Origin of the sequence: Marinilabilia rubra, assembly GCF_003121985.1 — a bacterium.
GTDB classification, from domain to species: Bacteria; Bacteroidota; Bacteroidia; order Bacteroidales; family Marinilabiliaceae; genus Marinilabilia; species Marinilabilia rubra.
This window is the reverse complement of record NZ_QEWP01000022.1, coordinates 16,049-38,917: the sequence shown is the minus strand read 5'-3', so window position 1 is coordinate 38,917 and position 22,869 is coordinate 16,049. Positions and strand designations below refer to the sequence as shown.

The window sequence follows — 22,869 nt, the reverse complement described above, 5'->3', positions numbered from 1 at the left end:
TCTGTTTTTACATTTTCCTTTTCATTTCTTATCTTAATGGTTTAAATAATAACCTTTAAAAAGAAAAACTATGCACACATCAGGAGAAAAGCCCGGAAAAGGAACCTACAAATGTCAGAAATGCGGGAAAGAAATTGTTCTCGAAAGCGACAATGATGCATTACCAAAATGTCCTGTCTGTGGACATGAAAAGTGGGACAAAATCGGATAACAAATAAAGGACCGGCAAGATTATTTTTGCCGGTCCTTCTCTCTATTTATGGCTGGATTTCGAATATTTATTGCAACACTTACACTGTTTGCCCCGACAAATAATGGCTCGAATTGAAAGTCCTTTCAAAAGAATCACCAACTGCTATTTTTGGAATGTAAATCCTTCTTTTCTTATTCTTCTTTTGGCCTAAGGGGCAAAAGAAAGTGAAACCGGGATCCTTCATTTATTTTCGATTCAACCCAAATTTCTCCATTCAGAAGACTCACCAACTTATGGCAAATAGATAACCCAAGACCTGTTCCTGATTTTTTGGCGACCCCAACATGTTTTAATTGAACGAAGCGATCAAAAATAGTTTCAATGGCATCAGCAGGAATCCCAATTCCTGTGTCCCTAACAGCAAAATGCCCGTAATCACCCTCCTGGTCAAAACTCAATGTCACCGACCCGTTATTAGTGAACTTCAAGGCATTACTTATCAAATTGGTAAGTATTTGTCTTAGCTTTCCTTCATCCGTATAGATGACAGGTTCAAGATCATGCATATCCATGGATATACTCAGCTTATTCCTCGTATCTTCAGCCATGGGTTGAAAGAAAAGGAATAAAGACCGTAATACTGAGTCAACCTTAACAAACTTCTTCGTCAGAGTTAACTGACCCGTTTCAATACGTGATATTTCAAGGATGTCATTAATGATATTCAACAATTGGTGTCCGCTACTGATAACAACATTAAGATGATCGGAGCGTTCATCATCTGTAAGGTCAGGATTTCGAAGAAGTTCTGTAAATCCGATTATACCATTCATTGGCGTCCGGATCTCATGACTCATATTAGCAAGGAAGGCAGATTTAAGACGGTCACTCTCTTCTGCTCTTTCTTTAGCATCAAGAAGTTTTTTATTGGCAGAAATTAAATTTTCCTCTGCCTTACGTCGTTCACGCAAGTCGCGTATAATGGCCAAATAATAGTTAGCATGTGGCCGTTTAGAATTCATCTCAATGGGAATAGGCTTTCCATTAACATCTATAATATCTCGCTCAATGATGATTGACTGCCCCTTATTCAACAAATCGAACCGTAAAGGCTTCTTCTCCAAAACTTCAGGATCAAACAAAAACTTTATATGTCTGTTCATAACATCATTACGGCTGTAACCGGTCATCTTGAGAAATCCCTTATTAACTTCAACAATCTCGCCCCTTAAATTTCCGATAAGGATCCCATCAGCAGCATTTTCAATGACTTCACGGTATTTGCTTTCACTTTCAATAAGTCTTTGCTCTGCTCTCTTCCGGTTAGTGACATCTATAACAGAAGTCACCCTGACTTTGCGTCCCCTAAAAGTAAAATTCTTCCCCTTGATTTCAGCAAAGAACTGACTCCCGTCTTTCCTTAAAGCTAAGGCTTCGTATGGCGTAGTTACTTCATCAATAATATTTTGTTTTACTAATTCCCGGTCTTCATGCACAAAAACGGAACTTGCTTTACGCCCGATAATTTCCTCATAGCTATATCCAAACATTTGGCAACCATTCAGATTGGCTTCAATACAGTATCCGTTTTCGAGTATAAAAATGCCTTCCTGAGCCGCCTCTGCCAAGGTTTTGAAGCGGTCTTCATTTTCCTCCCTGAGCTCCATCTCAGATCTCTTTCGGAGGCGAAACAATTCCTGTTCAAGATACTTTATTCTTTCTTCCAGTTCTTTATTTGTAGGAGATTGAGTCATTTAATAACAGATGAATTAAAACCATAGTCTGAAATTAGAGTCATTCGAAGTATACGCCAAAAACTCCTATACGAGATAGTTGCCACATCTGTTGCAATATAAGAAAATTAAACACCAATATCTATATTCTACAGACCGTTAGTCCCGATGCTTCGGGATAGATATAAGATTTAAGCTGAATCGTATAATACTGAAAATCTGCATATTAACACACAATACTCTTTACACATAAACAACTGATTCAATGGTTATTATAAAAGCCTAACGGACTGTTATATATTGATAATAGAAATAATTAAGAAGATAATAATCAATACTTACCTGGAATACCCTCAACTGGAAACCAGATTATTTCGGTTTCATTAAAAAGACAAAATCCTCCAGTCAGTTTTCAAATAATCAGTTAACGGGGGCCCCATAGGAATGACCTCAAGTCCTACATTCTCTAAATCAGAAGTAACATTATACTCACCGGCACATACACTGCAAGCTTTAACCTTTACTCCGGCTTCTATTAATTCTTTAACTCTGTTTTGTAAAGAGACATTCGTGGCCAGAAGTTTTGTTGATGGTCCCCAAACAACCAGCACAATTTCTTCAAACCAACCATTCATCTTTGCTCCTTTCGTATACATGAGAACCACTTTTTCAGCAACCTCAACATCACCACTGGTCCATAAAACTGCCACTTTCTCTGTATTGTTCATAACTTCAATTTTTTAAATATATTCATATAAAAACTTCTAAGTCGCAACCGGGACAACAATTAGTGTCGGTCCATAAAGTACCATTTGCGTCGTTACGCTTGCTCCCAAAATACTCATTCCGAAGCATCGGGACTCCGCTTTTGGGGGCTTCGCTCCCGAAGCCTCCCTTAGGTTTGCAACTGGCACTTTCTGATCAGACACATGACTTTTTACAAACTTCCCGACTTTATAGACAGGCTCTAATATAATAGTCCGTCGAACTTTTGCAATAAGCTTTAAATCAATTACTTACATCTTAATAGTTTTCCTGGGTTAACATTCGGATTATCAATTGGTTATGATTTATCTTAAATCTAATATCTATCCCGAAGCATCGGGACTAACGATCTATTGTAATTAAACCTAGACACAATTAATCCCCATCAAATATAATTTAAAACTAACAAAAAATATAAATATCTAAATTCATTCATGGGTATTTATGAACATTTCCCAGAAATATTTCTGCTGCTCTCATTTACACTTTTATTACATATTCCCGAAAACCCAGATTATTAAACAAAATTAATCTCTTCTGTGTTAAAAAGTTAGTTTACAATTAAAAGAAAATGAATTAAATTGCCGTAACAGTTGACTTTTCATAATCCAACTAAACCTTCATATCATGCTTGAAACTAAACACATTCGACTAACAGGAATTTTTATTGCTTCCACCATTATCTTATGGTTGGCGCTAACATCGACAACATCTTCCGGCTGTTCAGCAAAAACAAGCAACCAATCAGAAAAAGCCCGCCCTGCGGCAGAATTGTATGAGAATTACTGCGCAAGTTGCCACGGCATGTACATGGAACGCTTTGCGGGTAAAGACAGACAGGCGATGTTTGAGCTGCCTCAAAATGAAATGGAAAAAATCATCCGCGAAGGAGATTATGAAACAGGCATGCCCGCTTTTGGTGATGTTTTCACTGAAGAAGAGGTAACCGCAGTGGCCGACCATATATTAACCGACATAAAAAATGATGCCAATGCGCATAAGTACAGGCCCGGATTCCCTGAGGTAGTGCAAACCGAAAATCTGGCATTTCGCATCGACACCGTAGCCTCAGGTTTAAGTATCCCATGGGGAATGGCATGGCTTCCCAATGGCGACCTCTTGGTAACAGAGCGCAGTGGTGAACTCTTTCGCTTCAGAAACAAAACATTTGAAGGGATGATTGATGGGGTCCCTGAAGTTTATGCACGCGGGCAAGGAGGCCTTTTAGATATAAAATTACATCCGGACTATGAAGAAAATGGCTGGATTTACCTCGCTTATTCAGAGCCGGAAGGAAAAGGAGGGAATACAGCAATTATGAGGGCCAAAATATATGGAAATTCATTAATTGATAAAGAAAAGATCTTTAAAGCTCAGCCCAACACCAACAGTGGAGTACATTTTGGCTGTAGAATGGCATTTGACGAAAACAACTACCTTTTCTTCTCAGTTGGTGAAAGAGGAAATCCACCTAATGCCCAGGATCTCACCAATCATTGCGGCAAAATTCATCGCATCCATGATGATGGCAGTATTCCGGAAGACAATCCGTTTGTGGACAATACCGATGCCATGCCTTCCATTTGGTCATATGGGCATAGAAATCCTCAGGGTCTGGTATTCCATCCGAAAACAGGTGTTCTGTGGGAAACTGAACATGGCCCAAAGGGGGGCGATGAGCTGAACATTATACGTAAAGGAGACAATTATGGATGGCCGGAAATAACATATGGAATAAATTACAACGGGACCATTATTACCGAGGATACAGCCAAAGTTGGAATGGAACAGCCGGTTATTTACTGGACGCCTTCTATTGCTGCCTGCGGAATGGCATTTGCCGATGCGGAAACCTACCCTCAATGGGCCAACAGTATATTCTCAGGCTCACTTAGTTTCAGGTACGTTGTGCGGACGCAATTAGATGGGAACGAAGTTGAGAAACACGAAATAATGCTTCGTGAAGCAGGAAGGGTTCGATCAATCGAGACCGGCCCGGACGGTTATCTTTACATAGGAGTAGAAAATCCGGGATATGTTTTCCGGCTAATCCCGGAGGAATAGAGACAAAACGGGACTCTCTCCCCGTATTCTCAATACCATTCACTAAGCCCGCTATAAACCTGATATAAGAATGGCCCCGGGGACTGACCGGGGCCATTTCACTAATTTTAATTCAATACTTTTTTTCTAATAAAAAGCAACAGAAAGTTATATGCATATTCCGTTTCTCAGGACTCTTTTTTTCATAGTGCCCGTACTGCTCATGAATTCACCATGCAGCTACGGGCAAATTTTCGGTAGATGCCTTGATGCTCAAACAGGCCAACCTGTTTCAGGAGTAAAAATTGAAAACGCAAGTGAGATACTTTCTAAGTCTGACCGGGCCGGACGGTTTTCCATTGCCGGAGATAGTGTCATTTCAGTTTTTGTTTTACATCCACAATTTGAAGCCTCAAAAGAGAGATTAACACCAAACAGGGAAAACATTATTTTATTAAAACCTTATTCTAAGTCAGTTGATGAAATAACTGTATCTGCACCACTTCTGAATGTCAGCAAAAAAAAGGTACCTGCCGGATTTTCGCTGGTTTTGAAAGATTCCCTGCACCCTGATCTCTCCGCCATTGATGTTATTGAAAAATCGCCCGGAGTAGTAATGCAGAAAGGAGCCTTAAATACCGGACGAATTCTTATCCGGGGTATAGGAAGCCGATCACCATACGCCACTACCCGCATAAGAGCCTATCTTGATGAGATCCCCCTCACCTCTGGAGATGGCAACACCACCGTTGAGGATTTGGAGATGAGTAACATCGCCCGAACAGAGATCATAAGAGGACCTGCCTCGGCACTATACGGCAGTGGCCTGGGAGGTGTAATTGTTTTCCACCCGGATCACACACAGCAAGTTCCTTTTTCTTTGGAAGCAACAGCACAAGCAGGCCCTTTTGATCAATCAAAGTTTATTGTTAATGCGGGAGTCCGAAAACACAGTTCGGTTTTTAAACTGAGTGCCGGTGATACCAGAACTACAGGATTCAGACAAAACAGTGATTACGAAAGGCAAAACGGACAAATAATGTTTCGTCATTATTTCGGGAAACACTCTCTGTTCTTACTTTCCAATTTTATTAACCTGAGGGCTGAGATTCCGAGTTCCCTTAACCTGAAAACATTCAATCAATCACCGGATAAAGCGGCATCAAACTGGCTGGAGGTGAAAGGATTTGAGAAATATCAGAAGTGGCTGTCCGGATTAACGCTGAAATCCAATTTTTCGGAGAAAACCAGTAATAAATTATCGCTTTTTCTGAATCACACAGATGCTTATGAATCGCGCCCATTCAACATTCTGGATGATAAAATGCTCTCGGTGGGTGCCAGGAATGAATTTACGGTAAACGTTGAAAATCTCAACGTCACTGCAGGAGCTGAACTATTTCGCGAAGTCTATCAGTGGCAGTTAATGAAAACGAATAACGGTGAAGAAGGAAATCAGTTTGCAGACAATAAAGAGCAGCGAAATTTCATCAATGCTTTTGGAAAAGCAGATTTCACAGTTGCTCCGGGATGGCAGATTTCAGCAGGCGCAAACTTACATTTCTTATCGTTTGATTTAGAGGATCAATTCCCTGACGGTGAAGACTTATCTGGAGAATACAGTTACGATCCTGTTTTTTCGCCAAGATTTGGGTTCACAGGTGAAATTACCTCCAAATCAACACTATTTGCCTCTGTCGGACATGGTTTCTCAGCTCCCAGTGTAGAAGAAACCTTATTGCCGGAAGGATCTATTAATCCCGATCTTAAACCTGAGGAAGGAATTAATTATGATTTGGGCATACGTGGAAATTTATTTAACCAACGAATAACCTATGATATTACGGCTTATTACGTTTCATTGAAAAATTTGCTTGTCACAAAACGGGAAACCGAAGAAATATTCTACGGGATTAATGCGGGAAAAACCAGACATTATGGCCTGGAAACGAACCTAAATGCCACCATTACGAAAATGAATTCATCCACAATTCTGGAACTGGCCCTTTCTCATACCTATATGAAAAACCGGTTTAAAGAGTTCATCGATGATGGCACCGATTACTCAGATAATCATTTACCGGGCATACCCGGTCATTTTTTCAGAAGTTCATTAAAAACCTCATTTCCGAAGAGGACCCGGATACAATTGGATTGGAAGTACTCCGGCTCTATGTACTTAAATGACGCCAATTCCAAGGAATATGGAGGGCATCACCTGCTTGACATAAAAGCGGCAAAAGATGTTTATTCCGGAAAATCATTTAAAATAAACTTGCAGGGAGGCATTCAAAATCTGTTTGATCATCATTATGCAGCAATGGTTGTGGTGAATGCTCCTTCTTTCGGAGGAAGTGCTCCACGGTATTATTACCCGGGAGCTCCACGGAATGCTTACTTAAGGCTGCAAATCAGATTCAGAAATTAATCTCACCTTCGAGAAAAGTAACCGCTTTGCCGCCTAATTCAACACGATCATCATTATCCGCACAAAACAATTCCCCTCCCCTTTGAGATAGCTGACGGGCAATCATTTGCTTTTTTCCGGTTATTTGCGCCCAATAAGGAACCAGAACAGTATGAGCAGAGCCGGTAACAGGGTCTTCAGGAATACCTAATTGAGGCGCAAAAAAACGGGAAACAAAGTCTGCTCCACTTTTCCCTTTTGCAGAAATAATAACCCCTTCGGCATCTAATTTTTTGATGGCTTCAAGATTAGGAATGACATTCCTTACATATTCTTCATCATCAAATATCATCAAATAATCGGCACTCCCTTTCAGTACAGCCAATGGCTTTTTGTCAAAACAGTCAGCCAGTTTTTCATTGTATTCAACCTCCTTTGGTTTATCGGTTGGGAAATTTAGTTTTAGCAGCCCCGATTCCCGCCGGACTTTCAACAGCCCGCTTCGCGACTTAAATTCCAACTCAAACCCTGGCCATTCAAGATGATTAAAAATAACATGCGAAGTAGCCAGAGTGGCATGCCCACACAAATTCACTTCCACTTCAGGGGTAAACCACCTGATATGAAAACCACCTTCTTTTTCAGGAACAAAAAATCCGGTTTCGGAAAGGTTGTTTTCCATGGCAATTTTTTGAAGATCTGCATCGGCTAACCATTTTTCCAAAGGAACAACAGCGGCCGGGTTTCCCCCAAAAACATTATCTGTAAAAGCATCAACCTGAAATAATTTTAAACGCATAATAAAATTGAAATTATTGAGGACATGGATTATAGATAAAATAAGACCTCAAAAAAAGAAATATCCTCTTCAGTAAAGTGGCTTACTCCTGACTATCAATTTATTTCGCCCAAAAGCAATAGATTTTCAGAAGCAGCCATTCCATTAGGATTACACCCCGGCAAGCCTTCAGGGATTTCAATCCCCAGCTTATTGTAATGCTCGATCCATCCAGGATGAAAATCACCGGTTTCAAGGTCTTTAAAAGTCATGGGATTCAGTTGAAAGACTGAATCTGATTGAAAAGCCCAATAAATCAATTCACTACAATAATAACCCTTGTCTTCGATGATATAGGTGTAATTGTATGGCTCTCCTATTACCGAATTGACACTGACTATTGCAGAATCAATATTATCCCGGTATTTAGGCTTGAGTCTGTAAGCTTCGACATACAGGCTGCGTCCCACTTCATCAATCGAAAATGAATCCAAGCTCTCTTTGCAAACACCTTTCTCCCCTTCAGCATGGATAACAAACACCTCTCCATCTGTAACCTCTGCAATTCCGACATGCGAAAAATGGTGTCCTGAGCCGGTTTGGGTAACCTCATCTATTGCTTCCGATAGTTTGGTAGGATTCTTCCCGCGAAATAAAATATCTCCGGTCTTCAATTCTACCTGTCCAAAACCACTACCAACAACAAACATTAATAAAAAAGTTAAAACAAAAAACAAATTCCGGGATATCATATAACAATAGATCGTTAGTCCCGATGCTTCGGGATAGATGTTAGATTTAAGATAAATCATAACCAATTGATAATCCAGGCGTTAACCCAGAAAGCTGTTAACATATAAACAATTGATTCAAAGCTCATTCCAAAAATTTAACGGAGTATTGATATAAAAAGTATTTTAAAAAAACAGCAGGCTATACCTTAAGCTGAATGATTTACCAGAGGTCCGGTGCCCGGGACCCCCGTTTCTTTTCACCTGATTAAAGAAAATCCTCCCGGGAAGGATTAAACACATCAATTAAACTTCCCTTTTGCAGACATAGTACTCCATGCACCTCATCAGGTGCAGCATAAAAAGCATCTCCCTCTTTCAATGTTCTGACGTCTGAACCTAAACTTACCTCAAATACACCGGAATCAACATAAGTGGTTTGACGGTGTGGATGGGAATGCGATTTTCCAATGGCTCCTTCTTCAAAATTTACCTTTACCATCATCAGTTCATTATCATGCCCGAGAATTTGACGGGAAATGCCCTCTCCCAAATCCTCAATATTAATATCATCCTTAAAAATATGAGTTGATTTATCCATAATCATAACTTTTTCACGACGCAAAGATAGCAGAAACTACAGTAAGTACACCTGTAAAAACATTGACAATAATAACCACCCTTTTAAACTTTTCCGCATTAATCAACGACGCCCACCTGTTGCCAAGTGAAGAGCCGATAAGTAATAATGGCGAATAATAGAGAGCCAGATTCATCGAACCTGCCGGAATAAGCCCTCGAACATAAAATGCGGCTAATGCAAAAAAGGAACTAAACGTACTGAACCATGCGAAAATTCCCCGAAACAACTCTTTGCTGTAATTCTTCCGATTCATTGCAATAACCAATGGTGGTCCACCAAGAGAAACACTACCGGACAGAACCCCGCTGAGGAATCCGGCAAAAATAATGGGTTTATTCCTGAATTTTTTGGCAAGGGGTATGCCGATTAGCATTTTTACCGAAACCATGATTAAAATTGCCCCAATGATTATCCTTAGTACTTTCTCATCCAGGTAATCAAGCATGTATATGCCCAAAGGAATCCCCCCAAGACTGGCAGCAAACATTGGAATGAAATAGTACCATGATACTTTTTCCCTGATTTTAAGCAACAAAATGATACTTGTTATCAGATTAAACATAGCCATTGCAGGTACTAAAACTTTAACGGAGTACATCATAGACAAAAACGGTATGGATATTAGCGCAAATCCAAAACCGGTCATGCCTTTAAGCAGAGACGCCATCAGAATAACAAGACCACTCAACAAAACCAATAATAAGGTCATTTCACCCATCGTTCCTCTTTTTTTTAGTTTATGGAATGAACCCGCAAATAAAAAAATATTAGAAAAAAAGACCAGACAATTAACCTATTTAACAAGCATTCACAATAGATTAATAAACAAAGATGACAATTCTTTATCAAGGCTTTCATAAAAACTATTCACACTCAGCAAAACGCAATAAAAATCAACCAATTACCTAACAAAAAAATACAAACAAGACACAGGACTTTTCATTGATAACATCAAAAACCACTCCCAACGGCTCCCAATAAATATGACTTTATTCAGGCCAATTTATTGATAAAAATCAATTTTTTAGGTCGTTTTATTATACAAAACGATATTTTTAACTAGTTTTGCAATCGCATAAAAACGAAGGAAACAGAAATTAGATATAACACTTGAAATCCGACTTAGAGCCTTGAACGGAAAGCGTTTCTTTACCTAAACCACCTATTCCCTTTGTCTGTGAACGCACCGTGTGAAAGCTCTTTTAAATAAAAATCCGCAAGAGAACCATCTCTTGCGGATTTTTCTATTAAGGTAACCCGCCTTTCTTATTTTATTCAGTAAGCTCAAATATCAAATTGTTCTCTTTTTGATATTATTACTCATGTCCCGTAACATCTCCTCCTCCTGATTCACTGATCTTTCGGGGGCTTCCGGGGCCATAATAATCAACATCAGCGCCTCCGCTGGCCGAGGCTTCAAGTTCCTCTGTTACGTATACCTCCACATCAGCACCGCCGGAAGAAGTAGCAACAACCTTTTTAGCAACCAACTTACGGGCCATTACATCTGCCCCACCACTTGCGTGGGCCTCAAGTAATTCAACCTCTCCTTCTGCTAACACATCAGCACCACCACTACTATTCAATACAGCTTCTCTTGCCTTAATAGTAACTTCCGCATCGGCTCCACCAGAGGCGGAAACGACAATTCGACCGGACTTTATCGTTCCTGTACTTTTAATATCAGCACCACCTGATGCAGACAATTTTTTAATGTTTTTGGTGGTAACATAAACTTTAGCGGACCGACTCGTAAACCAGTCAAAAACACTTGAATCGAAGTATACCTTCAAGGTATTCCCTCTCAACCTGGTTACAACCTCATCCATATCATCAGGATCGGCTTCAACCACAATCTCAACATCCTCTCCCTGTTTAACAATCACATTAATACCACTGGAAGCTTCAATTTCATCAAAATCCCCGTCAACCTGGCGTTCTTCTCGGTTTTGGGCACTACTCTGAAATGCCTGGCAAACAAGCAAAGCAAGTAAAACAGGCAACAATAAATTTAATTTCTTCATAATTGGTTATTTAGTAAATAAATAATTTCAATACAATTAAAAACAACCCCCATCTGGAAGGCAACAGGGTAAATGACAAGTTTACAGCCTGATAAATAATCAAAAACGTTTGTTGGACGCCCCAACCTCATAAAAAGTTACAATCATTCGAAAAAAGTTTTTAACAATTTATATCAGGGTTTAGGACAAGAGTTTATATTTTCGTGCCGGATTTTAAACCTATCAATTAAAAAAAATGACACAAGAGAGTCCTCTATCGTTTCCGAAAAAAACAATTCTTGGCATTCAATTTCTGTTTGTTGCGTTTGGCGCCACTGTTTTGGTCCCTCTGCTGGTTGGCATTAGTCCCTCCATCGCTCTTTTCACTGCCGGAATTGGAACCCTGCTCTTCCACTTTATTACCAAAGGCAAAGTCCCTGTCTTTCTGGGAAGCAGCTTTGCTTTCATAGCCCCGATAATTGAAGCAACACGGTTATTCGGTTTTGCAGGAACCCTTTCAGGGATCATTGCCGTGGGTATAGTCTATTCCGTCATGTCTGCCATCGTAAAATGGCGCGGACCTGCTTTAATTGACAAAGTATTTCCTTCTGTTGTAGTAGGCCCTGTAATTATGGTCATTGGGCTCTCCCTTGCATCCGAGGGTGTTAAAATGGCAACAGAAAACTGGCCCATTGCCCTATCCGCACTGGCAACAGCCATATTAGTAGTTGTATTTGCCAAAGGCATGCTCAAACTTATCCCTATCTTCTGCGGGATTATTGTCGGATACGTGATTTCCATTTTCACAGGCGATGTGGATTTCTCCCAAATAACAAATGCTCCCTGGTTTTCCTTACCTGCTTTTCAGGCACCCGAATTCAGTTGGGCAGCAATTTTTTATATGATCCCCGTTGCCATTGCACCTATAATTGAACACATTGGAGATATGTATGCCATTGGTGCCGTGGCTGGTAAAAACTATGTTAAAGATCCGGGCTTGCAGCGCACAATGTTGGGTGACGGTATTGCAACTGCCCTGGCAGGAAGTTTGGGTAGTATCCCGAACACTACTTACTCCGAGGTTACCGGAGCTGTTTCTCTCACAAAAGTGACTGATCCTGTAGTTTTGAGAATTTCAGCAATAACAGCGATTGTCTTCTCTGTATTTGGGAAAATCAGCGGATTTTTGGAGACCATTCCCGGAGCTGTTTTAGGTGGCATCATGCTTCTGCTTTTTGGAATGATTGCCAGTGTGGGCATCAAAACATTAATTGACTCAAAAACCAATATCAATAAAACAAGAAATCAGGTAATCATTTCCATTATCCTTACCGTAGGAATTGGTGGTGCAGTAATCCAGTTCGGAAACTTTTCTCTCGCCGGTATTGGTCTTGCGGCTGTAACAGGTGTTATTCTGAATCTCATTTTGCCAGACAAATCTAAACCTGTAAAAATGAAGAAATAACTGCCCGAACAACACGGCATAATAATTGTTTATTAAATATTGCGAATAATAAAACCAGCCGCAAAATGATTACTTTTGCGGCTTCATTTTTTGATAAAACGGTATGCTAAAGAACATGGGTAGCAAAACGGCCATCACTTTTGGAAGTGATAAAATCAGTTATAGCCGTTTAATTGGAAAGATTGAAGAGTTTGCCAATCTTTACAACATTGAACAGGGAGAAAAAGTAGCCATTTTTATGGAAAACCGCCCCTCCTGGGTTTATGCGTTTTACTCAGCGTGGCAAAATAAAGCCATTGCTGTTCCTATTGATTTCCTGGCTACAGCCGATGAGGTGGCATTCATTTTAAAGGATTGCCAACCAAAAATAATTTTCAGCTCCTCGGGTAATGCAGCAGTATTGGAGTCTGCAATTGAGAAAGCCGGAACAAATCCCATCGTAATCAGAGCTGATGAGCACGAGTTATTTCAAAAGGAAAATGCTTCTGACAGCTCTGTTCAGATTGCTAATAAAGAGGAAACGGCAGTTATTATATACACTTCCGGCACAACCGGAAGCCCCAAAGGCGTTATGCTGTCATTTGATAACCTGATTGCCAATATTGATGGCGTTGTTCATAACATTCCCATTTTCACACCCGAAAGCCGCACTCTCATGCTACTGCCGCTTCATCATATTTTTCCATTGATGGGGACTATGATCATCCCCCTGTATGCAGGCGGTAGTGTGGCCATTAGTCCCTCTATGGCTTCTGAAGACATTATAAAAACACTTCAGGACAATAAGATCACCATTCTGATTGGGGTTCCCCGACTTTATGCTGCCATCAGAAAAGGTATAAAAGATAAAATCAACGCCAGTGCCATTGCTAAAATGCTTTTTAATTTAGCAGAGAAATTACAGAGCCCGAAATTTTCAAAGACCATCTTTAAAGCAGTTCATAAAAAGATGGGGGGATCTTTAAAACATCTTGTTTCAGGAGGTGCTGCCTTAGACAAAGAAGTCGGCAGAGATTATCAGACACTTGGTTTCGAGGTTCTGGAAGGGTTTGGAATGACTGAATCTGCTCCTATGATTACTTTCACCCGTCCGGGAAGAGTAGTACTGGGATCACCGGGTGAAGCACTTCCGGGAACAACAATTGAAACCATTGACGGTGAAATAGCCGTAAAAGGGAAACAGGTAATGCAAGGCTATTACAATCGCCCTGAAGAAACATCTGAAGTCCTTAAAGACGGTCGCCTTTTCACCGGCGATCTGGGTTACGTGGATAAACAGGGGTATTTGTTCATTACCGGGCGTAAGAAGGAGATCATAGTGCTGTCCAATGGGAAGAATGTCAACCCATCAGAAATAGAGCAAAAGGTCGAGGAGTCTTCTTTGGTGCGTGAATGTGGCGTTTTTTTCAAAGATGACCTGCTTCAGGCCGTAATTGTCCCTGAGAAAAGTGCCATCGGCCAGCCCGAAGACAAGTCTGTTGAAGATATTGTCAGATGGAACGTGATTGATCATTTCAATCAAAATGTTTCTTCGTATAAAAAAATCATGCGCTTTTACCTGACCGATCAGGATTTACCGCGCACCAGATTATCAAAGCTTCAACGTTTTAAACTAGAAGAGTTTGCTAAAAAGACCGAAACAGATGATCATCTTCAGCTAAAACCTGATTTTGAAGAATATAAGATGATTACAGATTACCTCTCCAAAGAAAAGGGGCGTGATGTTCTGCCGCATCATCATCTCGAAATGGATTTGGGACTGGACTCTCTGGATAAGGTAGGGTTTGAAACATATCTCTTTCAAACATTTGGTGTTAGTCTGGATCCTGTAGAGATGTTACGTTTCAACAATGTCCACCTGCTTGCTGAGCATGTAAGGGAAGCAAAAACCAAAGTGGAAGAACAAAAAATCAACTGGAGGGATATACTAAAAGAAAAGGTAAATCTTCAGCTTCCTAAAACCTGGGCTACCGGAAGCCTGATGGTGCGTATTTCAAGATTTTTCTTCCACTCCTACTTTCGTTTCAAAGCAAGGGGAATGAAGAATATTCCAAACGGGCCATGTATTATTGCCCCCAATCATCAAAGCTTTTTCGATGGTTTGTTTGTGGCATCTTATCTTAGAACCCGCCAAATTCGAAAGACCTATTTCTATGCCAAAGAAAAACATGTGAGACAACCATGGCTGAAATTTCTGGCAAACAGGAATAACATCATCATAATGGATCTTAATAACGATTTAAAATCGTCTATTCAGAAAATGGCGGAAGTTTTAAAACGTGAGAAAAACCTTATCATCTTTCCTGAAGGAACACGTACTAAAAACGGGAAACTGGGCCAGTTTAAGAAAACTTTTGCCATACTGAGCCGGGAGTTAAACATCCCCGTGGTACCTGTATCCATTAAAGGGGCTCATGAAGCTCTTCCCAAAGGAAGCATTTTCCCACGTCCATTTAAGAAAGTGAACATTGAGTTCCTAAATCCTGTTTACCCCGAAGATAAAACATATGATGATCTTGCAATCAAGGTAAAGGAGCAGATTCAATATAAAATGAACGAACCTGCCTGATTGCTTTTGCATTGCACCAAAAACTTCTTAACTTTTTTGAATATTTAAAGGCTTAATATGCTGATTTGGGAAATACCCAGGCATTATTTAAGCTCGAATTCACCTAATGTGAAACCATAAAAACAAGCAGTTATGAAGAAAGCAGCAATATTTTTTGCCCCGGGATTTGAAGAAATTGAGGCCTTAACACCTGCTGACGTGCTAAGACGTGCCGGAGCAGAGGTTGAGCTCATATCAATTACTGAAGATAAAAACGTTACGGGCGGACATGGATTAACCATTGTTTGCGACAGAGTTTTTGACGGACAGCCCATTGAATATAAAGATATTTTAATCCTTCCCGGAGGCATACCCGGAGCACAGCATTTAAAAAACCATGAAAAACTGACAGATTTAATCAGGGAGTATGACAATAAGAAGAAGTGGATCGCAGCAATCTGTGCAGCTCCAATGATTTTAGGAGAGTTGGAAATGCTTAAAGACCGAAAAGCCAGTTGCTTTCCCGGATTTGAGCACCATTTAAAAGGAGCCCACCATTATCCTGTTCCGGCCATCACTGACGGACACATTATCACAGGCAGAGGCATTGGTGCTGCCATGGAATTTTCAATCGAAATAATCTCCAACCTGTTTGGGCCTGATAAGGCAGCCGAGTTAAGAGAAAAAATGGTGGTCCCTGAAATCGTCCATCAATAATAAACAGATAGCCCTTCTTCGATTATTTCGAAATGAGCAATCCAATGCAACGATTCGGTAGCTTGCCATTCTTCGGGGCTGGCTACCCCCGTTGCAATCCTCAATAACATTTCCCGCATAGTCGGATGTATCTCCAGATCATTAACTACGAAAGCCGTTTCAACATATATTTCACGATTATTCCCGATTTTCACCTTTTCAAAGTCCGGTATTTCACCAAGTTTATCAGATATTCTTACATCTCTGTAACCCAACTCAACCGTTAATTCTGCAGGAACGGTCTTCAAATACTCCAACTTAAAAAAGAAACGATTCGATTCACTATCCCACTTTATTCCTGAATGATTCCCTTTAAATAGCGACATAAGAACTTCAGAGGCTCCGGGAAATTTATTAAGATCAACCGACAGGTTCCTGATATAGCCGTTTTCGGTAATATCTTCCCATTCATTAACAGTTCGGGGGGCTAATTTGTGACGCAAACCCGACTTCTGAAAACGATTTTTATATGCATATGAGCAATAATTTACAGGAACCTCAATCCCGTTTTTACGAAAATGATGTAATATTCCGAGGGCGGCAACTTCACTTTCAGGCAATGTAGCCCTTGCACCATGGGCAACCATATAGCCCCTTTGTGATAATTTTTGACGATTATACGGTGTAAGTCTCAGCTGATGCAGATTTAGATATGACAGCCCTTCCTCCCACAACTCCTTTACGCTTGAAACAATCTGATTCTTTTCATCAGGAATGGCAGGAATTTCAACTGTAACTTTAGGAATTATTGGCAATGCTTTTTTCGCGAAGCGTAAATCATAATTTGTAGCCCCTATATCAAACCTAAGCTCATTTATCCCCGCATCAGCAAGAGCTTTCAATTTATCTTCCCTGACTAAAGTCCCGTTAGTATACGCCCATATATACAAATCATCCGCCAATTCCCGTCTAAAGACTTTCAGAAATTTCAACATCTTATCAAAGGTTACAAATGGCTCACCTCCACTAAAACTAATTCCTTTAAAACCAAACTTCCGGATATAATCGACATATTCCAACGGATCTTCAAAGCTTAAAGTTTGTGTTACCGGAGATCCGATTTCGGACTGTGGTGCAGGACAGTAAAAACAATTACAATTGCACTTTCCATTGATGAACAAACAACTCCATTGACCTTCAGCGCACAACCTGCAGCCAGGAGAAAGACCGGACACATCAGTTTTGGTCCCTTTGAATCCCCACTGAACCATATCCTTAAGGCCGGTCAATAATTCATCACGTTCCTGCTCAAGCTGAAGTGCCTGACCATAATTAATCCAGTTGATATCGTCGTAATAAACTCCGTACTCCAAACGATTCCGCTCAACCATGCGGTTGCGATAGCGCAACAATCCTTCCATCTAAGTAATAAAATGAATAAAGACACAAGTCAAACTGCCCAGAGTTTTCAGGCAGGTTGAAAAAAATTTTAATTAACAATTAAGACCTGCATCTCAATATTTTGAGAGGCCTGCGAATTTAATTGTTTTTTCCAAATAAAGAACCTAACCTGCATTATCTCTTTTGATTTTTCTTATTAATAAACACGTCATTGAACCGAAGCCAACAACATCTGTTTATCTAATCAAAACAAAAAATTAAACACAAATGTCTCAATCCCCCATCATCTATTGGTTTAGAAACGATTTACGCTTGCATGATAATCCGGCTCTTGTTACAGCCCTTGAAACAGGCCACGCGGTTATTCCGGTATTTATATTCGAGGACTTATGGTACAACTCCGATTTTTACATTGGATTCCCCCGGACCGGTGATAAGCGAAAACAATTTCTGGCTGAATCATTGCTAAACCTGCAAAGAAATTTAAAAGAAAGAGGAAGTAATTTACTGATATTAAAAGGGGACACAAAAGAAATAATTCCCAAAATAGCAAAACACTTCAATGCACTAAAGGTAGTTGCTCAAAAGGAGGCTGCCTGGGAGGAAATCAGCATTGAAAGACAGGTCGCCGATAAAGTCCAATTAGACTTAATATGGGGCAGTATGTTGTACCAACCAGATCAGGTTGATTTTCCGGTTGAAAAGTCACCTTTTTATTACACAAAATTTAAAAATAAGGTGCTGGAACATCCATTTTCCCCATCTCCGGTTTCAACACCCGGAAAACTCTTTTCGCCTTCGGGTAATTCAATTCCTGAAGGCATTGAGACATTCAACCCTGACAGTTTAATTGTTTCAGAAGAGCCGGTTTTAAAAGGAGGAGAATCTGAAGGTCTGAACAGAATGGAGAACTACTTCACAGAAAGGGGGCCCCAACATTATGGTGAAACCAGAAACCAATTTCAGGGTCACAATTTCAGCAGTAAACTGGGATCATGGCTGGCCAATGGCACATTATCACCCCGTTTGTTTTTTAGCCGGTTAAAAGAAGAGCAGGAAGAGCATCCCGAAAAGCAAGAAAACATCCAACCATTATTGGAGCAGCTGATATGGAGAGACTACTTCCGGTTTTTATTTTTACGATATGGCCGGAAACTATTCACTGTTAAGGGACTCAGAAAGACAGAGCCTTCCATGTATGATGATATGGAAGCATTTGAAAAGTGGAAAAATGCAAAAACCGAACAACCACTTATCGATGCCCTGATGAATGAATTAAACGAGACCGGTTTCATGAGTAACAGAGGCCGGATGCTTGTGAGTTTTTATTTATCGAAGGAGATGCAGGTGAACTGGCAATGGGGAGCAGCCTGGTTTGAAAACCGATTAATTGATTATGACGTTTATTGCAACTATGGAAATTGGGCCTATCAAAGCGGTCGGGGGACTGACAGCCGCGTAAACAGAAAATTCAATCTGCAAACCCAGCTCAACAAGTTCGACCCCAAAGGTACTTTTGTAGAAAGATGGAACCCGGGGCACCAGAATTTGCAACTGGAGTTTTAATAATTCATTTCGAGTCACCTTAGCTTCCGGTCTTCAATTGCAAAATGAATGCTTGATTTAAAACTTAAAATCAGTAATTTTGCAGCCTGAAAAGAACCTATTTAGAGCCTGTCCATAAACTAAGCGTTTTTCAGGTGTTTGAACTAGAAAGTTCAAATTCAAGGCGTGTGAAAAATCGAAACCGCAGAATACTAATGTATTTGAGGATTTGGATTTTAAGCAACAACGCAGAAGTTGGACTTTATAGACAAACACTATTTATTGTCGAAAATATGGCTGAGCAAAAAACACTTATGAATCAATGCTTTGTTTGCAAAAAGGAAATTACAGACAAAGCAGAGAAAAACTTCAACGCCAAAACAAATCTTCCTGTTTGTAACCAATGCAAAGGAACTGAAGCTGAAAAGACGGCTGAAAAGGATGCTTTGGACAGCCTGGCTGAGGGATTTGTTTGTGGATGCATTTAATCGTCAGCCGGTAAAACCAAGCCCTCTCCTTCTATTTTTTTAATGAGATTGGTTGGTATGCCATAGTAATAAATGCGCCCGTTCCCTTCTATTTCGGCAGTCAAAGTTCCAATAATGCGGCATAAAACCAGGCCACTGCCATAGAGTTTAATTTTTCCGTTGCCTATTGTTAAATGCTGTGAATCAATTTTCCCGGAACCTTCAAGTATGATAGACCCGAATTCAGAGTAACCTTCCAAAAAAATGTTTCCGGAACCAATTTGTCTTATGGATAAATCATCAAAACTTCCCTTTATATCAATATTGGTACTCCCTTCAGAAAACACATTCAGAGCTTGAGCCCCCAAGGTATCTCCAACAAAATTAGAAACACCATAAACCGCGAGATTTAGCTTTTGTGTCCACAAAGAGTCGGCAATAACAGTTCCTCCATCCGTAATTTCAACTCCGGAAAACCGATCATCGACGCTTACATAAATTCTTACCGGCTGACGAGGGACTATCTGAAAATTAGGCTTAACTGACACTTGAAGCTCGCTTCCCACAATTTCAGTTTCAATATAAGTGAGAAGATTAGAATCTGCCACAACTTCAACAGATGGAGACCCGTTGGTAAGGGAAAGCTTAAAATCAGCATTCAAGCTTAGCTCTTCGAAGGAACCAAATTCTCTTGTTTCGGTTTTGATATTCCCATCCCCTATTATCTCAACATTCAAAATCTCATCGCAGGAAGAGAAAAAAAGAACAATGGCTGTTCCTAAAATAGATTTCAACAAATTCTCGGTCATTTATAAAATTTTTAATCACTCATTCTAAAAGCCATTTAGTTCCCTGGAGATGTATGTTTCGGCTTTTAGCTCTCAAAGCGCCTATCTGTCGTAAACAAAAAACGAACTAAACAGGGTCCGCTGAAAAACGCATATTTCACTAACCAGTGCGTGTCCATAAAGTCTCATTTACTGCGTTACGCTTGCCCTTCTGACTTTTTCAGTAGCTTCTAAATATACCCATTTATTTTATACATCACCATACCCGCCCATTCACGAATCAATACATTCCACTGAGCTAAAACACTTCCGGAGGGGATTAAATAGTCTTTCCACTGCATAGGTCTGGTATCAGACAAAGGATCAGCAGGAAAGGCTTCCAGGTCAAACCCCTGCTTTTCAAAACAAGCTCTCGCCCGCGGCATATGGAAAGCTGAAGTTATCAGAATTATCTTTTTAGGTAGTTTTTTCCGGTCAAATAATTTAGCGGTATTACGGGCATTTTCAAAGGTATTCCGGGAAGAAGACTCAATAATTATGGTTTTATCCTTCAATCCAATAGCCGTTAAGTAGTTATCTAACAATTCACCTTCCGGTATCTGTTTATCAAATAAACGACCCAAACCTCCTGATATCAGAAGTGTATCGACATAGCCTTGCTTCAACAAATAAAGCCCCTGCCATAAACGGTCAGCACTTTTAGCAAACCTGGGCAGACCATTATGCATGTTTTCTGATGCCATTCCTCCTAAAACCACAGCAAAAGAATTAGCTTTTTGCAAGTCATCGGGTTTTACAGATTGTTCTTCCCAGTTTACGGAAACAAGATTAAAAAGAGCACTGTTTGAAAACAAAACCAACAAAATCAGCGAACTTAATCTGAATATTCTTTTCAGTTTACAACTCAGAAAAAAAGACCCCAAAGCCAGGAAAACAACCCAAAATAATGGCGATAAAAAAACATCAAGAAGCTTTGAGAGAATAAAGAACATAACAATAGTAACTAAATATTAATCCTGCCCCCCTTTTTTGACGAGAGGGACTGAAAACTTTTAAGATGTCTTATATAATATTATGTTGCAAAATTGCGAAAAATTACCGTCTTTAATCCATATGACAAACTAAAAACAAAACATTATGGATTTTAAACCTCTAATAGAAGCCAGGTATTCTGTCAGGAAATACAAACCCGAAATTTTATCAGACGAACTACTCAATGAAGTATTGGATGCCGGCCGAATGGCGCCCACAGCAGTCAATAAGCAACCATTTGTTTTTGTAGTAGTAAACGACCCTGATAAATTAAAACAACTTCATGAAGCCTATTCGCGCGATTGGTTTAGCCAGGTCCTTCAGGTAATAGTGATATGCGGGGATCACAAAACTGCCTGGAAACGATCGGTTGATGGCAAAGATCATACAGATATTGACCTGGCTATTGCCACGGATCATATGACCTTGCGTGCAACAGAATTAGAATTGGGAACTTGCTGGGTATGTAATTTTGATCCTGCCAAGGTCTCAAAAACACTCAACCTCCCCGGGCATCTCGAACCGGCAGTATTATTGCCAATTGGTCGTCCCGAAGAGGTTGAAGCGCCTCCCAAGAGGAGAAAAACTCTTTCTGAGATGGTTGTTTTTAACGGATATTAATTCCTACACCGGCTGTTAAAACTGAATAATCTCCAACAGTGTAATCGGCATGCAGGGCCAGGAATCCAAGACGAAGCCTGAGTCCTGCATTAAAGTCGATACCTGTGGTTTTGTACCCAAGTGTAAAAGGATCAGGCCCGATGCTGATTTCTTGTGAGGAGTCATTGGTGTAAGTATAAGTACCTTTCACATCGAAGTCACTATTGGTAGAACCATAACCAACCCCTGTATAAATAGCTACTACAGGAAAGTTGGCTCCAACCAGTAATCTTGTGGTAAAGGCACCCGAAGAGATGTCTAACGCACCATTTTCAACCTCCATCATGCCTCCGCTTCCTACACCATAAGAACTATTAAAGTCGGTGTAAGCTGCCAAAACCGACATTTGAAGAAATGGAAGCCTCTTAACGAAAGGAATATAATCCTTCAAACTATGTTTTAATCCAAACCCTATAGCACTCACTTCACCTGCATCTCCAAAATCCATGGTAGGAACAAAACGGGCCATCACTTCAGTATTGAATGGCAAACCTACAGCGGCCTGCAGCATGGGTATGGGCAATTTATCATTGCCTGCCCCGTTGGGCATGGTAAACTCAGCCATATCACCACCTGCTGCAGACGGGCTTAGCACGGCTCTATCAGCTTCAGGCATATCTCCTGCAATAGTGGGAGCACTTGTCCCCTCAACAGTTAAGCCATTCAGGTTAAGCTCACTAACATCAAATGTAGTGGCTGAAGATGGCGCCACTGCATTCATCACACTGAATGTCAAATCAAAACCACCTAACTTATGTACTTTTGCAGTATTGTACCATCCGGCATTGAGGGAAGTCCCCAACATCTCACCATAAGGCTTTAAATAGGCCTTTGTTAAGATACGGGCATTATCTTCACCTGCCTGAAAAAAGTTACGCAGTGGTTCCTGAGAAAATGCCGACAGACTTATAAAACAAGCTAACAGAACGGAAAAACTTCTTTTCATTAATTTCATAGATAAAGTTTCTGGT

At 40.3% G+C, this 22,869-nt stretch carries 20 protein-coding genes; 9 read left to right on the top strand and 11 right to left on the bottom strand.

The annotated features are described in order from the left end of the window. Positions 1-70 precede the first annotated feature (70 nt). Entirely contained in the window at positions 71-211 is a 141-nt protein-coding gene (locus tag DDZ16_RS18310) for a zinc ribbon-containing protein (protein ID WP_109265935.1), read from the top strand. Positions 212-384: 173 nt separating this feature from the next. On the opposite strand, the gene DDZ16_RS18305 is transcribed toward DDZ16_RS18310, so the two are convergent. Both DDZ16_RS18305 and DDZ16_RS18300 read right to left on the bottom strand, forming a co-directional pair. Beyond that, entirely contained in the window at positions 385-1,947 is a 1,563-nt protein-coding gene (locus DDZ16_RS18305; RefSeq protein WP_109265934.1) for a PAS domain S-box protein, read from the bottom strand. 362 nt (positions 1,948-2,309) lie between these two features. Continuing rightward, entirely contained in the window at positions 2,310-2,654 is a 345-nt protein-coding gene (locus DDZ16_RS18300) for a DsrE family protein (RefSeq protein WP_109265933.1), read from the bottom strand. 664 nt (positions 2,655-3,318) lie between these two features. On the opposite strand from DDZ16_RS18300, the gene DDZ16_RS18290 reads away from it, so the two are divergent. Both DDZ16_RS18290 and DDZ16_RS18285 read left to right on the top strand, forming a co-directional pair. Beyond that, entirely contained in the window at positions 3,319-4,755 is a 1,437-nt protein-coding gene (locus tag DDZ16_RS18290) for a PQQ-dependent sugar dehydrogenase (RefSeq protein ID WP_109265932.1), read from the top strand. A gap of 151 nt (positions 4,756-4,906) precedes the next feature. After that, a complete protein-coding gene (locus DDZ16_RS18285; RefSeq protein ID WP_109265931.1) occupies positions 4,907-7,162 on the top strand; it encodes a TonB-dependent receptor in 2,256 nt (751 codons plus the stop codon). Here the strand turns inward: DDZ16_RS18285 and DDZ16_RS18280 are convergent. The 5 genes from DDZ16_RS18280 to DDZ16_RS18260 form a co-directional block, all read right to left on the bottom strand. Further along, positions 7,152-7,940, bottom strand: coding sequence for a PhzF family phenazine biosynthesis protein (locus DDZ16_RS18280; RefSeq protein WP_109265930.1), 789 nt, complete (start codon positions 7,938-7,940; stop codon positions 7,152-7,154). The two genes, DDZ16_RS18285 and DDZ16_RS18280, sit on opposite strands and share 11 nt — an antisense overlap. A 95-nt stretch (positions 7,941-8,035) precedes the next feature. Next, positions 8,036-8,731 (bottom strand): YiiX/YebB-like N1pC/P60 family cysteine hydrolase, encoded by a 696-nt coding sequence (locus DDZ16_RS18275; RefSeq protein ID WP_232526815.1) that lies wholly within the window; start codon positions 8,729-8,731, stop codon positions 8,036-8,038. A 187-nt stretch (positions 8,732-8,918) separates the two neighbouring features. Continuing rightward, the gene (locus DDZ16_RS18270) at positions 8,919-9,251 is read right to left on the bottom strand and encodes a cupin domain-containing protein (protein ID WP_198416761.1); all 333 of its coding nucleotides are present in this window, start codon (positions 9,249-9,251) and stop codon (positions 8,919-8,921) included. 13 nt (positions 9,252-9,264) lie between these two features. Continuing rightward, a complete protein-coding gene (locus tag DDZ16_RS18265; protein WP_109265927.1) occupies positions 9,265-10,011 on the bottom strand; it encodes a sulfite exporter TauE/SafE family protein in 747 nt (248 codons plus the stop codon). Positions 10,012-10,609: 598 nt separating this feature from the next. Continuing rightward, positions 10,610-11,317 (bottom strand): head GIN domain-containing protein, encoded by a 708-nt coding sequence (locus tag DDZ16_RS18260; protein ID WP_109265926.1) that lies wholly within the window; start codon positions 11,315-11,317, stop codon positions 10,610-10,612. Between the two features lie 235 nt (positions 11,318-11,552). On the opposite strand from DDZ16_RS18260, the gene DDZ16_RS18255 reads away from it, so the two are divergent. The 3 genes from DDZ16_RS18255 (at position 11,553) to DDZ16_RS18245 (ending at position 16,026) form a co-directional block, all read left to right on the top strand. After that, positions 11,553-12,761, top strand: coding sequence for a uracil-xanthine permease family protein (locus DDZ16_RS18255; protein ID WP_109265925.1), 1,209 nt, complete (start codon positions 11,553-11,555; stop codon positions 12,759-12,761). A gap of 103 nt (positions 12,762-12,864) precedes the next feature. Further along, complete coding sequence (locus tag DDZ16_RS18250) at positions 12,865-15,330, top strand: AMP-binding protein (RefSeq protein ID WP_232526814.1); 2,466 nt, start codon at positions 12,865-12,867, stop codon at positions 15,328-15,330. Between the two features lie 132 nt (positions 15,331-15,462). Continuing rightward, positions 15,463-16,026, top strand: coding sequence for a DJ-1 family glyoxalase III (locus DDZ16_RS18245; RefSeq protein ID WP_109265923.1), 564 nt, complete (start codon positions 15,463-15,465; stop codon positions 16,024-16,026). On the opposite strand, the gene DDZ16_RS18240 is transcribed toward DDZ16_RS18245, so the two are convergent. After that, entirely contained in the window at positions 16,020-17,426 is a 1,407-nt protein-coding gene (locus DDZ16_RS18240) for a radical SAM protein (protein WP_109265922.1), read from the bottom strand. The two genes, DDZ16_RS18245 and DDZ16_RS18240, sit on opposite strands and share 7 nt — an antisense overlap. Before the next feature lie 247 nt (positions 17,427-17,673). Here DDZ16_RS18240 and DDZ16_RS18235 point away from each other — a divergent pair, with 247 nt between their 5' ends. After that, positions 17,674-18,972: a DASH family cryptochrome gene (locus DDZ16_RS18235; protein WP_109265921.1), complete on the top strand. Its 1,299-nt coding sequence runs from the start codon at positions 17,674-17,676 to the stop codon at positions 18,970-18,972. A gap of 167 nt (positions 18,973-19,139) precedes the next feature. After that, entirely contained in the window at positions 19,140-19,439 is a 300-nt protein-coding gene (locus DDZ16_RS18230) for a hypothetical protein (RefSeq protein WP_146192261.1), read from the top strand. On the opposite strand, the gene DDZ16_RS18225 is transcribed toward DDZ16_RS18230, so the two are convergent. Both DDZ16_RS18225 and DDZ16_RS18220 read right to left on the bottom strand, forming a co-directional pair. Beyond that, entirely contained in the window at positions 19,436-20,227 is a 792-nt protein-coding gene (locus DDZ16_RS18225; protein WP_109265919.1) for a GIN domain-containing protein, read from the bottom strand. The genes DDZ16_RS18230 and DDZ16_RS18225 overlap by 4 nt on opposite strands. 209 nt (positions 20,228-20,436) lie before the next feature. After that, entirely contained in the window at positions 20,437-20,988 is a 552-nt protein-coding gene (locus DDZ16_RS18220; RefSeq protein WP_232526813.1) for a YdcF family protein, read from the bottom strand. Positions 20,989-21,343: 355 nt separating this feature from the next. Here DDZ16_RS18220 and DDZ16_RS18215 point away from each other — a divergent pair, with 355 nt between their 5' ends. Continuing rightward, on the top strand, positions 21,344-21,859 hold the full coding sequence (locus DDZ16_RS18215) for a nitroreductase family protein (RefSeq protein ID WP_109265917.1): 516 nt from the start codon (positions 21,344-21,346) through the stop codon (positions 21,857-21,859). Here DDZ16_RS18215 and DDZ16_RS18210 read toward each other — a convergent pair. Next, positions 21,846-22,853, bottom strand: a complete 1,008-nt coding sequence (locus DDZ16_RS18210) for a DUF6588 family protein (RefSeq protein WP_109265916.1) — start codon at positions 22,851-22,853, stop codon at positions 21,846-21,848. The genes DDZ16_RS18215 and DDZ16_RS18210 overlap by 14 nt on opposite strands. Between the last annotated feature and the right edge of the window lie 16 nt (positions 22,854-22,869).

Excerpts from the sequence above, each read along its gene's own strand:
- DDZ16_RS18310 (WP_109265935.1), top strand. The coding sequence starts at position 71 with ATGCACACATCAGGAGAAAAGCCCGGAAAAGGAACCTACAAATGTCAG.
- DDZ16_RS18305 (WP_109265934.1), bottom strand. The coding sequence starts at position 1,947 with ATGACTCAATCTCCTACAAATAAAGAACTGGAAGAAAGAATAAAGTAT.
- DDZ16_RS18300 (WP_109265933.1), bottom strand. The coding sequence starts at position 2,654 with ATGAACAATACAGAGAAAGTGGCAGTTTTATGGACCAGTGGTGATGTT.
- DDZ16_RS18290 (WP_109265932.1), top strand. The coding sequence starts at position 3,319 with ATGCTTGAAACTAAACACATTCGACTAACAGGAATTTTTATTGCTTCC.
- DDZ16_RS18285 (WP_109265931.1), top strand. The coding sequence starts at position 4,907 with ATGCATATTCCGTTTCTCAGGACTCTTTTTTTCATAGTGCCCGTACTG.
- DDZ16_RS18280 (WP_109265930.1), bottom strand. The coding sequence starts at position 7,940 with ATGCGTTTAAAATTATTTCAGGTTGATGCTTTTACAGATAATGTTTTT.
- DDZ16_RS18275 (WP_232526815.1), bottom strand. The coding sequence starts at position 8,731 with ATGATTTATCTTAAATCTAACATCTATCCCGAAGCATCGGGACTAACG.
- DDZ16_RS18270 (WP_198416761.1), bottom strand. The coding sequence starts at position 9,251 with ATGGATAAATCAACTCATATTTTTAAGGATGATATTAATATTGAGGAT.
- DDZ16_RS18265 (WP_109265927.1), bottom strand. The coding sequence starts at position 10,011 with ATGGGTGAAATGACCTTATTATTGGTTTTGTTGAGTGGTCTTGTTATT.
- DDZ16_RS18260 (WP_109265926.1), bottom strand. The coding sequence starts at position 11,317 with ATGAAGAAATTAAATTTATTGTTGCCTGTTTTACTTGCTTTGCTTGTT.
- DDZ16_RS18255 (WP_109265925.1), top strand. The coding sequence starts at position 11,553 with ATGACACAAGAGAGTCCTCTATCGTTTCCGAAAAAAACAATTCTTGGC.
- DDZ16_RS18250 (WP_232526814.1), top strand. The coding sequence starts at position 12,865 with ATGCTAAAGAACATGGGTAGCAAAACGGCCATCACTTTTGGAAGTGAT.
- DDZ16_RS18245 (WP_109265923.1), top strand. The coding sequence starts at position 15,463 with ATGAAGAAAGCAGCAATATTTTTTGCCCCGGGATTTGAAGAAATTGAG.
- DDZ16_RS18240 (WP_109265922.1), bottom strand. The coding sequence starts at position 17,426 with ATGGAAGGATTGTTGCGCTATCGCAACCGCATGGTTGAGCGGAATCGT.
- DDZ16_RS18235 (WP_109265921.1), top strand. The coding sequence starts at position 17,674 with ATGTCTCAATCCCCCATCATCTATTGGTTTAGAAACGATTTACGCTTG.
- DDZ16_RS18225 (WP_109265919.1), bottom strand. The coding sequence starts at position 20,227 with ATGACCGAGAATTTGTTGAAATCTATTTTAGGAACAGCCATTGTTCTT.
- DDZ16_RS18215 (WP_109265917.1), top strand. The coding sequence starts at position 21,344 with ATGGATTTTAAACCTCTAATAGAAGCCAGGTATTCTGTCAGGAAATAC.
- DDZ16_RS18210 (WP_109265916.1), bottom strand. The coding sequence starts at position 22,853 with ATGAAATTAATGAAAAGAAGTTTTTCCGTTCTGTTAGCTTGTTTTATA.